Here is an 18,143-nt window from a genome sequence, read left to right on the forward strand (position 1 = left end):
CGGTGGTGCGGGCGGTCGGGGTCGCGGGCGGTGTCGCGGTCGACCCCGCTGCGGCTCGGGCGGTCGTCGGCGCCGGCGACAGCAGCCGAGGTGCCGGACCCGCCTGGAGGTACTAGAGGTACAGCCCCGTCCCGCCGGAGGTGGTCTCGTGGGCGACGGCCTGCAGGTCGCGCTCGCGCAGCACCAGGTAGGTGTCGCCGGCGATCTCGACCTCGTACTGGTCCTCGGGGCTGAACAGCACCTTGTCGCCGGTCTTGACGGACCGGACGTGCTGGCCCGTGCCGTGCACCTCGCCCCAGACCAGCCGCTTGGCCACCTCGGCGGTGGCCGGGATCAGGATGCCGCCGCGGCTGGTGCGTTCGCCCGGACTGCCGGGCAGGCGGATCAGGATCCGGTCGTGGAGCATCTGGATCGACAGGGGATGGTCGGGCATCGACCGAGCCTAGATCCGGCCCGCCGGTCGGCAGCCCGCAGTGCGCCGCCACGGTCCCCGCCAGTACCGCGACCGCGATCGGACAGGTGTCCCGCCGCAGCCCGGTCCGGCGTCACCCCGCCGCGGCGTCGGCGGCGGCGAGCCGAGCCAGCACCGCGAGGGCGTAGGCGTCCTCGGCGCTGCCGGCGGGGATGTCCTCGGGTGCCCGGCCGGGCAGGTGCACGGTGACCGCATAGCCGTCCGCGGTGCGTTCCAGCCGCCGGAACATCGGCCCGAGCAGGTCCCGCAACTGGTCCTCGCGGGGCAACCACACCGCATCGGCGAAGTCGACCGAATCCAGCGCCCACTCCGTGGTGCCGTTGAACCCCAGCACCTGCGCGTCGGTGGCGTCCTGCAGCTCCACCACCATCTCGGCGATCGTGTAGACGTCGTCGGCAAACGCCGGGTCCACCAGCGTGAACCGGTCGCCCGGCCGCGGCGTCCACCGCACCCCCGCGGCACGCAGGGCCAGCGCCAGTTCGCGGAACGCGGTCATCCGCGGCTGCCGACCGCGAAGATCCGCCGGAACGGCAGGACGGTGCCGTGCGGCGTGGCCGGGTAGGCGGCGCGCAGCGCGGCGGCGTACTCGGCTTCGAAGCTCGCCGTGTCCCCGGTGTCGTCGGTGTCCCTGCCGAGGGCGTCGAGCACCGGCCGCAACGCCGTGCCGCGCACCCACTCCAGGACCGGGTCGGCGCCCGGCAGCAGGTGCAGGTAGGTCGTCTCCCAGGCCTCCGCCCGCCAGCCGTGCTGGAGCAGCAGCTCGAGGTAGCCCGGGCCGTCGTCGACCGGGTCGTGCCGGAGCACGCCGCGCAGCCGTTCTCGCCAACGGTCCCCGGCGGCGATCTCGCGGAGCAGCCGGTGCGACGGGGCGTCGAAGTTGCCCGGGACCTGCCAGCCGAACCAGGCGCCGTCCGGCAAGGCGTCGAGCCAGCCGGCCAGCAGCGCGCGGTGTCCGGGCACCCACTGCAAGGCCGCGTTGCTGACGACGACGTCCGTCTCCGGTCCCGGCCGCCAGTCCGCCAGGTCGCCCAGCACGAAGGACACCCGATCGGCGACGTCGGCGGGCTGCTCGGCGCGGACGGCCAGCGCCCGACGGATCATCTCCGGCGACGAGTCGACCCCGACGACGGTGGCCTCCGGCCAGCGGCGGGCGAGCAGCAGGGTGGGTTCGCCCGGGCCGCAGCCCAGGTCGACCACCTGGCGGGGACGGTCGGCGCCGATCCGGTGCACCAGGTCCACCAGCGGGCGGCCCCGCTCGCCGGCGAACCGGCCGTACTGCTGCGGGTCCCAGGTCGTCGCTGCCGGCACGGTCCCCACCGTAGAACGCAAAGGACCCCGGGGGCTGTCAGGTCGGGGGTCTGACAGCAACCGGGGTCGACTGGTGTTTCGCCGGGCCGTCCGGGGGCGTTACAGCCCCGGCCAACTTTTTCCCCGACCTGCCCGGCGGCAGCGGCGCCCTGGCCGGCAGCGGTCCGGCCGGGACGGTGTTGTCGCAGTTCAGCGCGGGCACTCAGGATCCTGCGGGATCTTCGGGCGGCGCGGTGTGTCCCGCACCACATCCGGCACGGCCTTCCGGCTCCGGACGCAGAACGGCCCGCGACCGGTGTGGTCGCGGGCCGTGGTGGGGGCGTCCTGCCCCGGGAGATCTCCGTGGAGGTGCCGATCGGCGGGCTCGGGCTCGCGCCCGGGCCGGCGTCACTTGGACAGCGGGGCCTGCCGCTGGGCCATGATGATCAACTCGTCGCGCATGGCGGGGGTGACGGCGTGCTCCATCGCGCGGTCGAACGCGCGGCGGTTGCGGGTGATCTCACGGTGGCTGCGGAAGGCCTTCGCGAGGCGGCTCATTGCTGATCAGTCCTTACTGCGGTCGTGGTGGTTTTCGGTCCACCACCACAGACGCACCGGGACCCCTCGACGATGCCACGATCGTCGGTGAGGTGCCTCACAGGCACACGATTCCCAGGCTTCATATCCCTAGAGCCGACGAATCACCGGACCGGAGCGCCACGCAGGCCGGCAGCACCGTCGACGGCCCTGACGCCCCCACGGTCGTCCCAGCCTTCGCCGTCCTCGACCGAGACGTCCTGGCCCGAGCCGTCCCCGGGCGCCGCGCTCCAGGCCCGGTCGAACACCGCCACCAGCTCCGCGAAGCTGCGGTCGAGGTCCTCGGGCAACCCGAAGCCGCCGGCCGCCTCCAGCGCGACGAACCCGTGGACGGCCGATCGCAGGCCGCGGACGGCGTCCACCGTGCTCCGGGACCGGACGGGGTACCCGTCGACGACCGCGCGCACCACCTCGTACGGCCCGCGGGCCGCCGCGGCGTGCTCCTGGTCGCCGTCGGCCGGGGCGCGGACGGAGGCGGCGTAGCGTCCCGGCCGCTCGTGGGCGAAGGCCCGGTACGCGTCGGCGACCGCGTGCAGCGCGGCGCGGCCGGAGCGTCCGACGGCCGCGGCGCCCAGCCGGTTGCCGAGCTCGACGGCACCGGCCACGGCCAGCCCGCGCCGCACCGCGTCCAGCCCGGCGACGTGCTTGTAGAGGCTGGGCAACGCCACGCCGCAGCGCTCCGCCACCATGGCCAGGGTCAACCGGTCGAGCCCGACCTCGTCCGCCAGGTCACCGGCGACCGCCAGCACGCGGTCCGGGGTCAGCCCCGCCCTAGGCACCGGGCGCCTCGAGGGTCCGCGCGCCGGGCGTGCCGTCCGCCGGGTGCACGCGCCGCAGGAAGGCCAGCACCGCCTCGTTGGTCGGGCCGGGCTGCTGCGCCTGCGGGTAGTGGCCGGCGTCCGGGATCATCACCACCTCGGCACCGAGCTGGGTCGCCCCCCAGCGCGCCTCCGCCTCGGGATCGCGGAAGTCGGGATCGAGCGCCCCCTGCACCAGCAGGGCCGGCACCCGCACCCGGTCCAGGACGGCGGTCGCGGGGTCGTGCGACGTGCCCGCCAGCCGCTGCAGCGCCCGCCAGTGGCCGGGCCGGGTGACCGCCTCGTGCAGCGCGGCCCGGTGCCGGTCCAGGTCCACCGGCTGCGCCCCGGCGTTCAGCCGCCGGTACCAGGACGTCCAGAACCGCGGTCCCCACGGCCGGGCCAGCGCGGCGGCCGTGACCCACCGGGCCAGCCGACCGCCGGCGCCGTCCCGCAGGAACGGGCTGAGCAGCACCAATCCGGCCAGCGCGGACGGCCGGCGGACCGCGGCCAGCGCGCCGACGGCCCCGGCGAGCGAGTTGCCCACCAGCACCGCCGGGCCGCCGTCCAGCGCGTCGATCAGGGCCAGCACGTCGTCGGCGACGGTCTCGTCGTCGTACCGGTCGAAGGTGGCGTCCGATTCGCCGTGGCCGCGCAGGTCGGCGCACACCACCTGGTACCCGGCCGCGGTGAGCGCCGGGACGGTGAACCGGAAGACCTCCTTGACGTCGCCCATGCCCGGCAGGCACAGCACCAGCGGTCCGGTTCCGTCGACGGTGTAGGCGATCCGGCCGCCGTCGAGCGGCAAGTAGCTAGTAGTCATAGCCACAAAGCTAATCCCACTAGCTACAGCGGTCAACCCTTATCCGACGAAGGCCATCGCGGGATCCGCGAGCAGGGCCCCGACGTCCGCGAGGAACCGCGAACCCTGCGCCCCGTCGACGACCCGGTGGTCGAAGGACAGCGCCAGCTGGCAGACCTTGCGGACGGCGAGCTGGCCGTCCACCACCCACGGGGCGTCCTTGACGGACCCGAGGGCCAGGATCGCCGACTCCCCCGGGTTGAGGATCGGGGTGCCGGTGTCCACACCGAACACGCCCACGTTGGTGATCGTGAACGTCCCGCCCGCCAGGTCGGCGGGGGCGGTGCGCCCTGCACGGGCGGTGGCCGCCAGCTCGGCGACCGCGACGGCCAGCCCGCGCAGGTCCAGCAGGTCGGCGTCGCGCACCACCGGCACGGTGAGCCCGCGCGGCGTGTCCGCGGCGATGCCCAGGTGCAGGTAGTGCTTGTGCACGATCTCGCCGCGGTCGCCGTCCCACACCGCGTTCACCTCGGGCGTCCGGGCGACGGCCAGGCACACGGCGCGGGCGGCGAAGGCGAGCGGGGTGAGCTTGACGTCGGCCCAGTCCGGGCGGCGGCGCAGCCGGTCGCGGAGCTCCATCGTCGGCGTGATGTCGACGGTGAGGAACTCGGTGACGTGCGGGGCGGTGAACGCGCTCTCCACCATCGCCCGGGCGGTGGCCCGCCGGACGCCGCGGATCGGCACCCGGGTCTCGCGGCGCTCCCGCGTCCCCGAACCGGCCGGGACCGTCGACGTCACCGGCGCGGCCGTCGTCGGCGCGGCGCCGTCCGGAAGGCCGTCCGCGGCGTCCCGGCCGGGGGTGCGGACCCCGCTCTCCGGCGCACCGGCGGCGGCGAGGACGTCGGTCCGGGTGATCAACGCGTCCGGACCGGACGGCGTCACGTCCCGCAGGTCGACGCCCAGCTCCTTGGCCAGCAGCCGGACCGGCGGTGCGGCCCGCGGCGCGGCGGGGAGCAGCGCCGACGGCACGCCGGACTCGGGCAGGTCGGCCGGCGCCACCGGACCGGGCACGACGTCCGGCGCCGGGGCCGGCGCCGCAGCTGCCGGTGCGGGTGCGGGTGCGGGTGCCGGTGCGGGTGCCGCAGCTGCCGGTGCGGACGGCGCCGCAGCTGCCGGTGCGGACGGTGCCGCCGCTCCCGGTGCGGCCGCCGCGGACCGCCGCGGACGGCGGGTCACGCCGGCTCCGGGCGAGATGTGGCCGACGAGCGTGGCGATCCGGCCGTCGGCGGTCTGCTCGCCGATCTTCGCGCCGGCCGGCTCGGCAGCGGCCGACGCCCCGGCGTGCGGGGCGCCGCCGTCCGGCGGCGCGGCGGCCGACCCCTGCGCCCCGGCCCCAGCCGCCACCGGGCCGTCGCCCTGCCCGGGCGCCGCGGGGTCGGTGTCGATCGACAGGATCGGCGTGCCCACGGGCACCGTCACCCCGGGTTCGACCAGTAGGGCGTGCACCCGGCCGGCGAACGGCGACGGCAGCTCCACGGCGGCCTTGGCGGTCTCGATCTCGACGAAGATCTGGTTCACCGTCACGAGGTCGCCGACGGCGACCCGCCAGGACAGCACCTCCGCCTCGGTCAGCCCCTCCCCGACGTCGGGCATGGCGAACGTCCGGACGCTGCTCATCCTCGGTGGTCCTCCTGCCGGCGGCGGCCGGTCACCAGTTGATGGCCCGGTCGACGGCGTCCAGCACGCGGTCGAGATCGGGCAGGTAGTAGCCCTCCACCTTGGACGGTGGGTACGGGGTGTCGAAGCCCGCTACCCGGAGCACCGGCGCGGAGAGCGAGTAGAAGGCCTCCTCGGTGACCCGGGCGGCGATGTCGGCCGTGATCGAGGACTCCAGCGGCGCCTCGGAGACCACCACCAGGCGCCCCGTGCGGCGGACGGATTCGACCACCGGGTCGAGGTCCAGCGGCGACAGCGCCCGCAGGTCGATGACCTCCAGCGATCGGCCCTCCGCGGCCGCAGCGTCGGCGGCCGCCTCGAGCACGGGCAGGGACGGGCCGTAGGAGGCGACGGTCACGTCCGAGCCGGCCCGTCGGACGACCGAGGTGAAGGTCGACCCGGCCGGGCGGGCGGCCGGCCGCGCGTCCAGCGGCGCCTTCTCCCAGTACCGGCGCTTGGGCTCGAAGAAGATCACCGGGTCGTCGCAGGCGATCGCCTCCTGGATCATCCAGTAGGCGTCGGCGGCCGACGAGCAGGCGACCACCCGCAGCCCGGCGACGTGGCAGAACAGCGACTCGGGCGACTCGGCATGGTGCTCGACGGCACCGATGCCGCCGCCGAACGGGATGCGGATGACCAAGGGCATCCGGGCCCGGCCCTGCGTCCGGTAGGTCACCTTGGCCACCTGCGACACGATCTGGTCGAAGGCAGGGAAGACGAAGCCGTCGAACTGGATCTCGGCGACCGGCCGGTAACCGCGGAGCGCCAGGCCGACCGCGGTCCCGACGATGCCGGACTCGGCCAGCGGGGTGTCGATGACCCGGTGCTCGCCGAAGTCCTTCTGCAGCGAGTCGGTGATGCGGAAGACGCCGCCGAGCTTGCCGACGTCCTCGCCCATCAGCAGCACCTTGGGGTCGGCCTCCATGGCGGCGCGGAGGCCCATGTTCAAGGCCTTGGCCAGCGTGGTCGGCCGGGCCTGGGACGGCGCGTCGTCCGGCAACACAGCGGCCGTGCGGGCGTCGTCGAGGGCCGTCATGCGTGCACCTGCGCACCGGCGTCCGGGGTGTCCGCGAAGCCGGCCAGGTACTGCAGGTACTCGGCGCGCTGCCGGTCCAGCTGGCGGTGCGGCTCGCTGTAGACGTGCGAGAAGATCCGGTCCGGGGGCGGCGGCGTCATCGCCAGGCAGTGCTCCCGGAACCGGGCGGCCAGCGCGTCCGCCTCCGCGGCGACGCCGTCGAAGAAGGCCTGGTCGGCCTGACCCGTCCGGACCAGGTGCACCCGGACCCGCTCGATCGGGTCCAGCAGGTTCCAGGCCTGCCCCTCGTCGGCGGTGCGGTAGCGCGTCGGGTCGTCCGAGGTGGTGTGGGCGTCCATCCGGTAGGTGAAGGCCTCGACCAGCACGGGGCCGTTGCCGGAGCGGCACTCGTCCAGCGCCCAGCGGGTCACCGCCAGGCAGGCCAGCACGTCGTTGCCGTCCACCCGGATGCCCGGGAAGCCGTAGCCGCGGGCGCGGTGGAACAGCGGCACCCGGGACTGCACCTCGACCGGCTCGGAGATCGCCCACTGGTTGTTCTGGCAGTAGAAGACGACCGGCGAGTCGAACGAACCCGCGAACACCATGGCCTCGTGGATGTCGCCCTCGCTGGTGGCGCCGTCACCGAAGAACGCGATGGTCGCCTCGTCCGGGCGCTCCGGGTCGTGCCGGCCGACGACGCCGTCGAGCACCTGGCCCATGGCGTAGCCCGCGGCGTTGAGCACCTGGTTGCCGATGACGATGGTGTAGCTGTGGAAGCGGGTCGCCGCCGGGTCCCACGAGCTGTGGTCCGTGCCGCGGAAGATGCCCAGCAGCTCGGTCGGGTCGATGCCGCGGCACCAGGCGATGCCGTGCTCGCGGTACGACGGGAAGGCCATGTCCTGCGGCGCCAGCGCCCGGCCGGCGCCGATCTGCGCGCCCTCCTGACCCAGCAGCGGCACCCAGATCGACAGCTGCCCCTGCCGCTGCAGGGCGTTGCCCTCCCGGTCGAACCGGCGCACCAGCACCATGTCCCGGTACAGGCCGCGCAGCAGGTCGGCGTCGACGTCCAGCGGGTAGTCCGGGTGCGGGGTGAACTCGCCCTCCGGCGACAGCAGCTGGACCGGGTCCTCGGCGCTGGCGGTGGCCTTGAGCCCGGCGACCACCTGGCGCGGCGTGGGCGCCCCGGCGACCGGGCTGGCACCCGCACCCAGCGCGCCCCTGCGGTGCTCGTCGGGCGGCGCGTCACCGGTCCGGGTGGCGGTGGCGTGCGGGGCACCGTCCCCGCCGGATGCGGTCATGGCGTACCTCCCTGTTGCTCTGGCACCCCGTGGCCGGGATCACCGGACGCGGGGCGGCACCGCGACCGCCGGGCTCCGGGGTGGAGGAGCCGGCCCGCTCGCGGACACCGACCTCTGGGACGCTCCGCCGGGCGCCCGGTCGGGGCGGCGGCGGCTCGATCCACCGATACTGGCACGAACGGCCGGCGCCCGTGACCTGCGCCACGTCCGACCGTCGGGACTCCGAGAGTCGGAACGGCGGCGGGTGGGCCGCCGTCGGGGCCGCCACCTACGATCGAGCCAGCCGGCCGCCGCCGGCAGCCGGATCCGCAGACGGAGGGTGGCATGGAGCTCGAGCACCGCTTCGAGATTCCGGTCGGCATCGACACGGCCTGGGAAGCCCTGCTCGACATGGAACGGGTCGCCGCCTGCTTCCCCGGCGCCCACCTGGACCGGGTGGACGGTGACGACTTCTCCGGCTCGCTCACCGTCAAGCTGGGCCGCCGCCCGCTGACGATCCACGGCAGCGGCCGGATCGCCGACCGGGATCCGGCCACCCACCGCGCCCGGCTCGAGGCCAGCGGCACGTCCGCCAAGGACGAGTCGAACGCCGCCGTCCTGGTGTCCATGACCGCCACCCCGCTGACCCTCGGCCGCACCGCCGTCGACCTGGTGACGACCCTGTCGATCACCGGCCGGCCGGCGCGGCTGGGCCGCGCCGCGATGGTGGCGGTGGGCAACGAGTCGATCAGCCGGTTCGCCGACTGCCTGGCCCGCGAGCTGACCGGCCGGCCGGCCGGCGGCGCCGAGCTGGTCGACGTCGTCAACCCCGACGACGTGGCGGCGGAGATGGCCGCCGGGACCTCCACGGTCGAGGCGACACCGTCCGCGCCGCCGTCCGTCGGCGTGCGGCGGGTGGTCGGCGGTGCGCAGCCGGTGGACGCCCTGCAGGCAGCGGGCGTGCCGCTGCTCCGCAAGGCCCTCCCGGCGGTGCTGGGCGTGGTGGCGTTGGTCCTGCTGCGCAAGATCTTCAGCCGGCGCACGCGCGACCGCGACGACGACTGATCAGCTCCCGTCCTCGAGCCGGTCGGCCAGCGCCCGCAGCTGTTGCTGCAGTGCCGCCGGTACGGACGGGCCGAGCCGGTCGAACCACTCCCGCAGCAGCGGCAGCTCCGCGCGCCACTCGTCGTGGTCCACGGCCAGCGCGGCGGCCAGCCGGTCCGGGTCCAGGTCGATACCGGTGAGGTCGAGGTCGGCCGGCCCGGGGACCGCACCCACCGCCGTGTCGACGGCACCGGCGGTGCCCTCCAGCCGGCCGACGATCCACGCCAGCACCCGCGCGTTCTCGCCGAACCCGGGCCAGAGGAAGCCGCCGTCGGCGTCCCGCCGGAACCAGTTGACGTGGAAGACCCGGGGCAGCAGGTCCGGCGCCGTGGCGGCGCCGATCGACAGCCAGTGGGCCAAGTAGTCGCCGGCGTCGTACCCGAGGAACGGCAGCATGGCCATCGGGTCCCGCCGGACGACGCCGACCTGGCCGGTGGCGGCGGCCGTGGTCTCCGACGAGATGGTCGCCCCGAGGAACACGCCGTGCGTCCAGTCGCGGGCCTGCAGCACCAGCGGCACGGTGGTCCGCCGGCGGCCGCCGAACAGGATCGCCGAGATCGGCACGCCCTCCGGCGAGTCGTACTCCGGGGCGAGGACCGGCACCTGGCGGATCGGCGTGCAGAACCGCGAGTTCGGGTGCGCGGCCGGAGATCCCGCGGAGTCCAGCGGCCGGCCGTCGGCGTCGGTGCCGTCCGGCGTCCAGTCCCGGTCGCGCCAGTCGGTCAGGTGCGCCGGCGGTTCGTCGGTCATTCCCTCCCACCACACGCCGCCGTCGTCGGTGAGCGCCACGTTGGTGAACACGGTGTGCCCCTGCGCGATGGCTCGCATGGCATTGGGGTTGGTCCGCCAGCCGGTGCCCGGCGCGACACCGAACAGCCCGTACTCGGGATTGCTGGCCCACAGCCGCCCGTCCGGGCCGAACCGCATCCAGGCGATGTCGTCGCCCAGCGTCTCGACCGTCCAGCCCGGGACGGTGGGAGCCAGCATGGCGAGGTTGGTCTTGCCGCAGGCACTGGGGAACGCGGCGGCCAGGTGGTGCACCCGTCCCTGCGGCGAGGTCAGCTTCAGGATCAGCATGTGCTCGGCGAGCCAGCCCTCGTCGCGCGCGATGGCCGACGCGATGCGGAGGGCGTAGCACTTCTTGCCCAGCAGGGCGTTGCCGCCGTACCCGCTGCCGTAGGACCAGATGGCCCGCTCGGCCGGGAAGTGGCTGATGTACTTGACCTCGTTGCACGGCCAGGGCACGTCGGCCTCGCCGGGGGCCAGCGGCGCACCGACCGAGTGCAGCGCCTTCACCCACGGCGCCCCGCCGTCGATCAGCTCCAGCGCCCGCAGCCCGACCCTGGTCATGATCCGCATCGACGCGACGACGTACTCGGTGTCGGTGATCTCGACGCCGAGCATCGGCGGCTGCGCATCCCAGTGCCCCATGCAGAACGGGACGACGAACATGGTGCGGCCGCGCATGCTGCCGTCGTAGAGGGCGGTCATGGTGGCCTTCATCGCCACGGGGTCGACCCAGTTGTTGGTCGGGCCGGCGTCGCGCCGGTCCGGCGAGCAGATGAACGTCCGGTCCTCGACCCGCGCGACGTCCCCCGGATCGGAGACGCACCGGTAGGAGTCCGGGTAGGCGGTGAGCCGGGTGAAGGTGCCGGCCTCGACCAGCCGGTCGGTGAGCTCGGCCCACTCCCGGTCGGAGCCGTCGACCCAGACCACGCGGTCGGGGCGGGTCAGGTCGGCGACCTCGGCGACCCAGCGCAGCAGCGCCGGGTCGTGGGTCGGCGCCGGTCCGAGCGTGGCCCAGCGCGGCCGGGCGGTGACCCGGACCGGTGTCCAGCTCCGTTCCGGCTCGGCGTCCGGGCGGCCGGGTACCCGGTCGTCGGGGGCCCGGCGGTTCAGGCGGGTGGGCGGATCGATCAGTGCCGTCATCTGTGCTCCTGTTCGATTCTGTGCGACAGTGCGCCCGGGTGTCGAACGAGATCGACGGGTGTGCGATGGCGACATCGACGGCGGATCGCGGTCCGGGGCGTGGAATGCCGACGAAACTACGGCCACCGGCCGGATGACGACACTGATCCGGCTGTCGGCTGGGTCACTGGATCGAGTCAGGGACCGATTCAGCCGTCGTGATCCACCACACACGTGGTGAAAATTGTTCGGTTTTGGCCGGACGGGTCCGGTCCGGAAGCTCGACCGCCGAGGTCGGCGTACCGCGCCGCCGGTGCGGCAGGAGGTCCGGTTCCGGAGGGGACACCGGTGCGGTCGGAGCGCCGGACGGGTCCGGCCGGCGTCACTGCGCCTGCGACACCGACGACATGTTGAAGCCCTCGACCAGCACCGGCGGCATCGCGCTGCGGGTGAACCAGTCGCTCCACTCCCGCGACAGCGTCCGCTCCGTCGTGCCGACCCGGGCCGCCTGCCGCAGCACATCCAGCGGCGACATGTTGAACCGGTAGTTCGTCACCGCCCCGACGATCTCGCCACGCTCGACGAGGAACACGCCGTCCCGGGTGAGGCCGGTGAGCAGCAAGGTCATCGGGTCGACCTCCCGCAGGTACCACTGCGAGGTGACCAGCAGGCCGCGGTCCAGCGAGCCGGCCAGGTCCGCGGCGGTGCAGCCGTCCTCGCCACCGGTGAGGGCGACATTGTCCGTCGCCGGGGTGAACGGCAGCCCGGCGTCCGCCGCGAACCGGCGGGTGGTCGCCAGGCCGGCGACCGTCCCGTCCCGCACCAGGTCCAGCCGCGGGACCGGGGCACCGTTGTCGAACACCGCGATGTCCACGCCCGAGGCGCCGGCGAGCACGAACGGGGCGGTCTCCAGCCCCGGCAGCGCGGGGTCGCTGGACAGCGTCAGCGGCAGCCCGGTCAGCCGCTCGCCGATCCGGGTGCCACCGCCCGGCGCCGAGAACGCCGAGTGACCCTCCGCCGCGGCCCGGGCTCCGGCGGACCACAGCAGGTAGACCATGAAGTCGGCCACCGCGGTGGGCGGCAGGACGGTGTCGTACCGGCCGGCGGGCAACTCGATACGCCGCCGCGCCCAGTCCAGCCGCTGCTGCAGCGCGGCGGTCGCGGCGACCACCGCAGCCGCGTCGACGTCGGCGAAGTCCGCGGTGGAGGTCCCCGACCACGCCGACCGGGACAGGTCCGCGGACTTGGCGTTCAGCTCCAGCGTGCCGGTGGGCTGGACCCACCGGCGGCGCAGGCCGGTCGAGGTGCCCAGGCAGGTGGTCGAGACCTCGTGCCGGGCGAACCCGTACAGGACCTGGTCGGCCGACCGGACGGCGTCGAACGCCCGGTCCAGCCCGTCGAGCAGCGGGCGGTAGACGTCGAAGTCGGTGCGGGCCGGCGCGGCGTCCCAGCCGGCGTCGCTGCCGCCGGCCTCTTCGGGACGCACCAGCGAGGCGGCGTCCCGGCTGGGTCCGGCCGCCGCCGCGGCCCGGGCGGCCTCCGCCGAGCGTCGGACCACGGCCTCGATCCCGTCCGGCGAACCGAGGTCGACGACGGACCCGGACGCGGTGCCGGTGGCACCGCCGACCACCGAGACCACCGTCCAGGACAGGCTCTCGCTGGTGCCGTTGGTGGTGACCGTGGTGTTCGCCCAGCGCAGGTTGGCCTCGCTGGTGGTCGACGCCAGCACCACGACGTCGTCGGTCGGCACCGCCGTGGCCGCCGACGCCGCGGCCAGTGCGCGGTCGACGATGCCGGCCAGGTCGGGCAGCCCCGCGGCCCCGGTCATGCCGCTCCCTCCGCGACGGTGTTCAGCACGTTGACCCCGCGGAAGCGGGCCGACGGGCAGCCGTGGGACACCGCGGCGACCTGACCCGGCTGGCCCTTGCCGCAGTTGAACGCGCCGGCCAGCAGGTAGGTGTCCGGACCGCCGGCCGCATCCATCGACCCCCAGAAGTCCGTCGTCGTGGCCTGGTAGGCGACGTCGCGCACCTGGCCCTCGATCCGCCCGTTGCGGATGCGGTGGAACCGCTGCCCGGTGAACTGGAAGTTGTACCGCTGCATGTCGATCGACCAGGACTTGTCCCCGACGACGAGGATCCCGTCCTCGACCCCGGAGACCAGGTCGTCGGTGGACCCACCGGTGGGATCGGGCTGCAGCGACACGTTGGCCATGCGCTGCAGCGGGACGTGCGCCGGCGAGTCGGCGTAGGCGCAGCCGTTGGACCGGTCCCGGCCCAGCCGCCGGGCGAAAACCCGGTCGAGCTGGTAGCCGGTGAGGATGCCGCGGGTGACCAGCTCGAAGCTCTGCGCGGCGACGCCGTCGTCGTCCCAGCCGACGCTCGCCAGCCCGTGCAGGGTGGTCCGGTCGCCGGTCACCGTCATCACCGGGGAGCCGTACTGCAGGCTGCCCAGCCGGTCGGGGGTGGCGAACGACGTCCCGGCGTAGGCGGCCTCGTAGCCGATCGCCCGGTCGTACTCGGTGGCGTGGCCGACCGACTCGTGGATGACCAGCCACAGGTTGCTCGGGTCGATCACCAGGTCGTAGCGGCCCGGCTCGATCGACGGCGCCTTGAGCTTCTCGGCCAGCGACTCGGCCAGCACAGAGATCTCGCCGTCGTGGCCGCACCCGGACAGCACGTACTCCCAGCCGCGGCCGACCGGCGGCGCGAGCGACCGCATGGTCTCGAAGGACCCGCCCGCAGTGTCGACCGCGACGGCCTCCAGCCACGGGTAGACCCGCACCCGCTGCTGGGTGACGGTGGTCCCGGCGGTGTCGGCGTAGAAGGTGCAGTCCTTGGCCTGCTGCAGGGCGGCCACGGTGTGCGCCACCCCGTCGTGGGCCAGCAGCCGCTCCGAGCGGTCGAGCAGCAGCGCGGCGCGCTCGGCGCCGTCCACGCTCCACGGGTCGACGTCGTACCCGCCGACCCAGGTGACGTCCCGGTACACCGGCTCGTCCGCCCGCTCGACCTGCTCGCCGGCGACGGGCCGGACCGCCCGGGCGACCTGGACGGCGCGCCGGGCGGTCGCGGCGGCGGCCTCGGGCGCCAGCACCACCGACGAGGCGAACCCCCAGGCGCCGTCCACGATGACCCGGACGCCGTAGCCGACCGTGACGTCGTCCGTCTCGGTCTGCACGGCGGTGTCCCGGACGACGAGATCCGCGGAGAGCAGGCGCTGCATGCGGAAGTCCGCCCACGAGGCGCCGGCCGCGGTGGCCGCGGACAGCGCCGCGTCGGCGAGCGGCCGCAGCGGCAGCGCCAGGAACTCCGGGTCGACCGGGTGCGGCGCGGTGGGGACGGTGGCGGGCCGGACCTGCCGGCCGGCGGGTCCGGGCGGCTGTGACATGACCCGACCCTAACCCCGGCCCGGAAGCAACCCCGGCGGGCGGGCTGGTGATGCCGGCGGGGAGATCCGCCGGCGTCACGCAGGCCCCGGCCGGCTTCGAGGCAGGGTTCAGCCGGCGCTGGCGGCGGGTGCGGGCTGGTCGGCGACGAAGGAGCCGTCGTCGGCCCGGTGCCCGGAGGCCACCTGCGACCAGCCGCCGTGGCCGTCGGACACCCCGATGACCACCGAGCCGTCCGCGGCGACCTGGGTGATCTGGTCCGCCTGGCCGTCGCCGTCGGTGTCGGTGTAGCCGATCACCGTGCCGTCGGCCTGGTGCACCACGACGGTGTCCGGAGTGCCGTCGGCGTTCATGTCGTGCGTCGGCGCGCCGAGGTCGTACTCGTGGCCGCCGGCGCTGTACGTGATGTCGCCGGCCGGGGACGCGCCACCCGGGTCGGTGCCGGCGTCCGGCGTCGGGCCGCCGGTCGCCGGGCCGTCCGTGGCCGGGACGGTCGTGGTGTCCGTGGTGGTGTCGGTGGTGTCCGTCGGGACACCGGCGTCGGGCGCATCGGTCCCGTCGGTCCCGCTGGTTCCGGCCTCGCCGGTGGGCAGGTGGATCTCGGCGCCGGGCGCGGGCGTCGGGTCCTCGACCATGGTGTTGTCGGCGTCCATGTGGCCGGTGGCCACCACCTGCCAGCCGCCCTGCCCGTCGCTGACCGCGATGACGACCTGGTGGTCCGGGTTGATCTGGGTGATCTGGTCCGCGACGCCGTCGCCGTCCCGGTCGGTGAAGCCGGTGACCGAGCCGTCGGTCCCGCGGACCACGGCGGTGTCGGCGTGCCCGTCCTTGTCCAGGTCGACGGTCGGGTCACCGAGCTCGATGGCGCCGCCGTCGGCACCGGCGACGCTCAGCCCGCCGGCCGCCGCATCCGTGCCCGTACCGGTCGTGCCGTCGGCGGCGTCCGGGGCTCCGGCGCCGGCCTGGCCCGCGGCGTCGGCGCCGGTGTCGGAGGTGTGGATGGCGCCGGCGGCGTCGCCGGCACTCCCGTCGCCGCCGTGGCCGCCCGCGGTGCCATCACTGCCGTGGCTGCTGGCCGTGTCGTCGTGGCCGTCGGTGCCGGTCTGCTGGCCGGCGGTGTCGTCGGGCAGCGGCTCGCCGGTCTTCGGGTCGACGCGCCTGCCGTCCTCGTCGAAGGCGCGCATCGAGTCGGCCCGGCCGTCGTGGTCCGAGTCGGTCACGACGTAGGAGTGGTCGTCCTGTCCGATGACGACGGAGTCGGCCACGCCGTCGTGGTCCGAGTCGTACGTGGCCGGGCCGAGGTCCTCGCTGGACCCGTTGCCCGAGATGGCGATGTCGTGGCCCGGCTGGACGTCACCGGAGCCGTCGTCGTACTGCATGTCCTGCTCCTCGAGGGTGTGGAAGTTCTGGTCTGGTGGAGGCGCTCGACGCCGGTCCGTGCTGCGGCGGTGTCGGCCACCGGCCGCCGTCACGCCCAGGGGGTCGGCGGGGCTGTCGTGACTGGGACGGCGGCGGCGGGCGACCGGTTCCGGGCGCCGGTCAGCTCTCGGCGACGCCGCTGTTCCCGGCGTGCACCGCGGGGGTCGGGACGACCAGCACGGTCGGCAGCGCCGACGGCGACCCGGTCGGCGGCACGGTCGGCAGCGCCGGACGCAGCGCCGGGGGCAGCACCGTCCCGGGCTCGGCAGGGTGCAGCGCCGGCGCCGGGACGGCGGGCCGGAGCGCGGGATCGGCCACCCGCCGGATCACCGGGCCGGACCTGCCGGGACCCGACGCCGACGCAGTCGAGGTGGGCGTGCCGGCGGTGCCACCCGCCGGGGCCGCCCCGGGTCCGTCGAGGCCGCCCGTTGCGGCGGCGGTGCCGCCCGCCGGGCGGCACGCCGCCACGGCGGCCGCGATGGCCTCCAGCGCGGCACGGAGCCGCTCCGGGGACGACAGGTCGGGCAGTCCCCCGCCGGCCGCGCTCATACCGGGATCCCGGCCTGGTCCGCCGGGGCGGCGGGCGCGGGCTCCGCGGGGGCGGTCGGCGCTGCGGATCCGCCGTCCGGCGTACCGGCCGGGCCGGACCCGGCGTCCGGCTGGACCGGCGACCACTGGCCGGCGGCCAGCTGGTACACGGCCGTGACGCGGCCGTCGGCGTCGGTGGTCCAGGCGCGGTCGGCGACCCCGTCGCCGTCGCTGTCCTGGTAGAACAGCGTGCTCCGGCCCGGGCCCTCGACCTGCACGGTGTCCGGCACGCCGTCGCCGTCGCTGTCGATGGTGGCCGGGCCGGCGTCGAACGTGCGGCCGTCGACCGAGACGCTCACCGTGTCCTCGCCGGCGGTGCCGCCGGGGCCGGTGCTGCCCGTCGCCGGGTGGTCGCCGTCCGGCCGGCTGCCGCCGGCGTCGTCCGACTGCGGCCCGCTGTCCGGAGCGTGCTGCGACGCGGCCGTGCCGGCCGGATCGGCCGGGTGGGCCGTGTCGCTGCCGCCGTCGTCACCGCCCGCCCGGTGGTCCACGGTGATGCTGCCATCCGCACCGATGTGGCCGGTCTGCACGACGGTCCAGCCGCCGTGCCCGTCCGGCACGCCCCACTGCGCCCGGCCGGTGTCCGGGTCGACGTGGACGATCTGGTCCGGGTCACCGTCGCCGTCGACGTCGGAGACGAAGAGCACCGCGCCGTCGGCCGAGCGGACCTGCACCGTCTCCGGGCGGCCGTCGCCGTCCAGGTCCTGCGTCGGCGTGCCCAGGTCGGTGCGTTGGCCGGAGTCGCTGGTGTAGGTGATGGATGCCGGGCCGCCGGCCGCGGCATCGGTCGCCGGTGCGTGGTCCGGCTCCCCGTGGTGTCCGGAGTGGTCGGCGACGAACGCGCCGGAGGAGTCCACGGATCCGGTGGCCGCGACCGTCCAGGTGCCGGTGCCGTCGTCGGTGAGCAGGGTGGCGGCGTGGGTGCGGCTGTCCACCTCGAGCATCTCGTCCGCCCGGCCGTCGCCGTCGGTGTCGGACACCTGGATGACCCGGCCGTCGGAGCGCACCACGCTGGTCTCCGGGCGTCCGTCGCCGTCCAGGTCGTGGGTGGGTGGGCCGGCGTCGATGTAGTGGTCGCCCGCGGCGACGGCGATGTCGCCGTCCGGCACACCGGGGTAGGTGTCGCGGTCGTCGGCGTAGGTCGGGTGGGCCGGCGGCTGCGGCTGCCCGTCGTCGCCGACCGGGCTGCTGATGGCGGCGGGCTGCAGGTGCGCGGTGCCGGCGTCGACGTGCGGGTCGACGGTGGCGTGACCCGACCCGTCGAGCTCGCCGGTGGCGTGCACGGTCCAGTGGCCGTTCTCGTCCGAGGTCCAGACCGCGAACCGGCCGTCCGGCGCGATGCGGATGGCCTCGTCGACCTCGCCGTCGTGGTCGCTGTCGACGTACACCTCGAGACTGTCGTCCGCCGAGCGCACGACGAGCGCGTCCGCGCCGCCGTAGCTGGTCGTCGACTCGCCGAGCTCGATGCGGTCGCCGCCGGTGGTGGTGAGCACCAGGTCGGCGCCGTCGGCACCGTCGGCACCGTCGGCACCGTCGGCACCGTCGGCACCGTCGGCGGCGGCGCCGTCGCCGGGACCGCCGCTGACGTCGACGCCGTGGTCGGCGTGCAACGCCGTGTCGTGCCCGACGCCGGTGTACCGGTCGTCGTCGAGCTGGTCCGGTCCGGTGACGCCCGTGCCGTCGTGGCCGGCGTCGGTCGCGGAGGTCGCGGGATCGGCCGGGTCGTGGTCGAGGAACACAGGTCCTCCTCTCGATCGCTGCGCCGGGCCGTCGGCA

At 75.2% G+C, this 18,143-nt stretch carries 16 protein-coding genes; 1 reads left to right on the forward strand and 15 read right to left on the reverse strand.

What is annotated here, in order from left to right; all coding sequences use genetic code 11:
• Positions 1–112: 112 nt before the first annotated feature.
• The 9 genes from IEY37_RS07270 to pdhA all read right to left on the reverse strand — a co-directional run bounded on the left by IEY37_RS07270 (position 113) and on the right by pdhA (position 7,984).
• Positions 113–433: a GroES family chaperonin gene (locus IEY37_RS07270; protein ID WP_188940905.1), complete on the reverse strand. Its 321-nt coding sequence runs from the start codon at positions 431–433 to the stop codon at positions 113–115.
• Positions 434–545: 112 nt separating this feature from the next.
• Positions 546–968, reverse strand: a complete 423-nt coding sequence (locus IEY37_RS07275) for a pilus assembly protein CpaE (protein ID WP_188940906.1) — start codon at positions 966–968, stop codon at positions 546–548.
• On the reverse strand, positions 965–1,780 hold the full coding sequence (locus IEY37_RS07280) for a trans-aconitate 2-methyltransferase (protein ID WP_188940907.1): 816 nt from the start codon (positions 1,778–1,780) through the stop codon (positions 965–967). Before IEY37_RS07280 ends, IEY37_RS07275 begins: the two co-directional genes overlap by 4 nt.
• A 387-nt stretch (positions 1,781–2,167) precedes the next feature.
• On the reverse strand, positions 2,168–2,317 hold the full coding sequence (locus tag IEY37_RS07285; RefSeq protein ID WP_188940908.1) for a hypothetical protein: 150 nt from the start codon (positions 2,315–2,317) through the stop codon (positions 2,168–2,170).
• Positions 2,318–2,460: 143 nt separating this feature from the next.
• On the reverse strand, positions 2,461–3,105 hold the full coding sequence (locus tag IEY37_RS07290; RefSeq protein ID WP_229674118.1) for a TetR-like C-terminal domain-containing protein: 645 nt from the start codon (positions 3,103–3,105) through the stop codon (positions 2,461–2,463).
• Positions 3,106–3,127: 22 nt separating this feature from the next.
• Complete coding sequence (locus IEY37_RS07295; RefSeq protein WP_188940910.1) at positions 3,128–3,976, reverse strand: alpha/beta fold hydrolase; 849 nt, start codon at positions 3,974–3,976, stop codon at positions 3,128–3,130.
• 39 nt (positions 3,977–4,015) lie between these two features.
• A complete protein-coding gene (locus IEY37_RS07300; RefSeq protein ID WP_188940911.1) occupies positions 4,016–5,632 on the reverse strand; it encodes a dihydrolipoamide acetyltransferase family protein in 1,617 nt (538 codons plus the stop codon).
• A 31-nt stretch (positions 5,633–5,663) separates the two neighbouring features.
• Positions 5,664–6,707 (reverse strand): alpha-ketoacid dehydrogenase subunit beta, encoded by a 1,044-nt coding sequence (locus IEY37_RS07305; protein WP_188940912.1) that lies wholly within the window; start codon positions 6,705–6,707, stop codon positions 5,664–5,666.
• A complete protein-coding gene (gene pdhA / locus IEY37_RS07310) occupies positions 6,704–7,984 on the reverse strand; it encodes a pyruvate dehydrogenase (acetyl-transferring) E1 component subunit alpha (protein WP_188940913.1) in 1,281 nt (426 codons plus the stop codon). Before pdhA ends, IEY37_RS07305 begins: the two co-directional genes overlap by 4 nt.
• A gap of 324 nt (positions 7,985–8,308) precedes the next feature.
• On the opposite strand from pdhA, the gene IEY37_RS07315 reads away from it, so the two are divergent.
• Positions 8,309–9,028: an SRPBCC family protein gene (locus IEY37_RS07315; protein ID WP_188940914.1), complete on the forward strand. Its 720-nt coding sequence runs from the start codon at positions 8,309–8,311 to the stop codon at positions 9,026–9,028.
• Here IEY37_RS07315 and IEY37_RS07320 read toward each other — a convergent pair whose 3' ends face one another.
• From IEY37_RS07320 to IEY37_RS07345, 6 genes are all read right to left on the reverse strand, one after another.
• Complete coding sequence (locus IEY37_RS07320; RefSeq protein ID WP_188940915.1) at positions 9,029–10,996, reverse strand: phosphoenolpyruvate carboxykinase (GTP); 1,968 nt, start codon at positions 10,994–10,996, stop codon at positions 9,029–9,031. It lies immediately after the preceding gene.
• Between the two features lie 361 nt (positions 10,997–11,357).
• Positions 11,358–12,803: a metallopeptidase TldD-related protein gene (locus tag IEY37_RS07325; protein WP_188940916.1), complete on the reverse strand. Its 1,446-nt coding sequence runs from the start codon at positions 12,801–12,803 to the stop codon at positions 11,358–11,360.
• Positions 12,800–14,362: a TldD/PmbA family protein gene (locus tag IEY37_RS07330; RefSeq protein ID WP_188940917.1), complete on the reverse strand. Its 1,563-nt coding sequence runs from the start codon at positions 14,360–14,362 to the stop codon at positions 12,800–12,802. Before IEY37_RS07330 ends, IEY37_RS07325 begins: the two co-directional genes overlap by 4 nt.
• Before the next feature lie 108 nt (positions 14,363–14,470).
• Entirely contained in the window at positions 14,471–15,739 is a 1,269-nt protein-coding gene (locus tag IEY37_RS07335; protein ID WP_188940918.1) for a DUF6802 family protein, read from the reverse strand.
• Positions 15,740–15,899: 160 nt separating this feature from the next.
• Positions 15,900–16,328, reverse strand: a complete 429-nt coding sequence (locus tag IEY37_RS07340) for a hypothetical protein (protein ID WP_188940919.1) — start codon at positions 16,326–16,328, stop codon at positions 15,900–15,902.
• A complete protein-coding gene (locus IEY37_RS07345; RefSeq protein WP_188940920.1) occupies positions 16,325–18,106 on the reverse strand; it encodes a DUF6802 family protein in 1,782 nt (593 codons plus the stop codon). The genes IEY37_RS07340 and IEY37_RS07345 overlap by 4 nt, the downstream gene beginning before the upstream one ends.
• Positions 18,107–18,143: the final 37 nt, after the last annotated feature.

This window comes from Nakamurella endophytica (assembly GCF_014646215.1).
GTDB classification, from domain to species: Bacteria; Actinomycetota; Actinomycetes; order Mycobacteriales; family Nakamurellaceae; genus Nakamurella; species Nakamurella endophytica.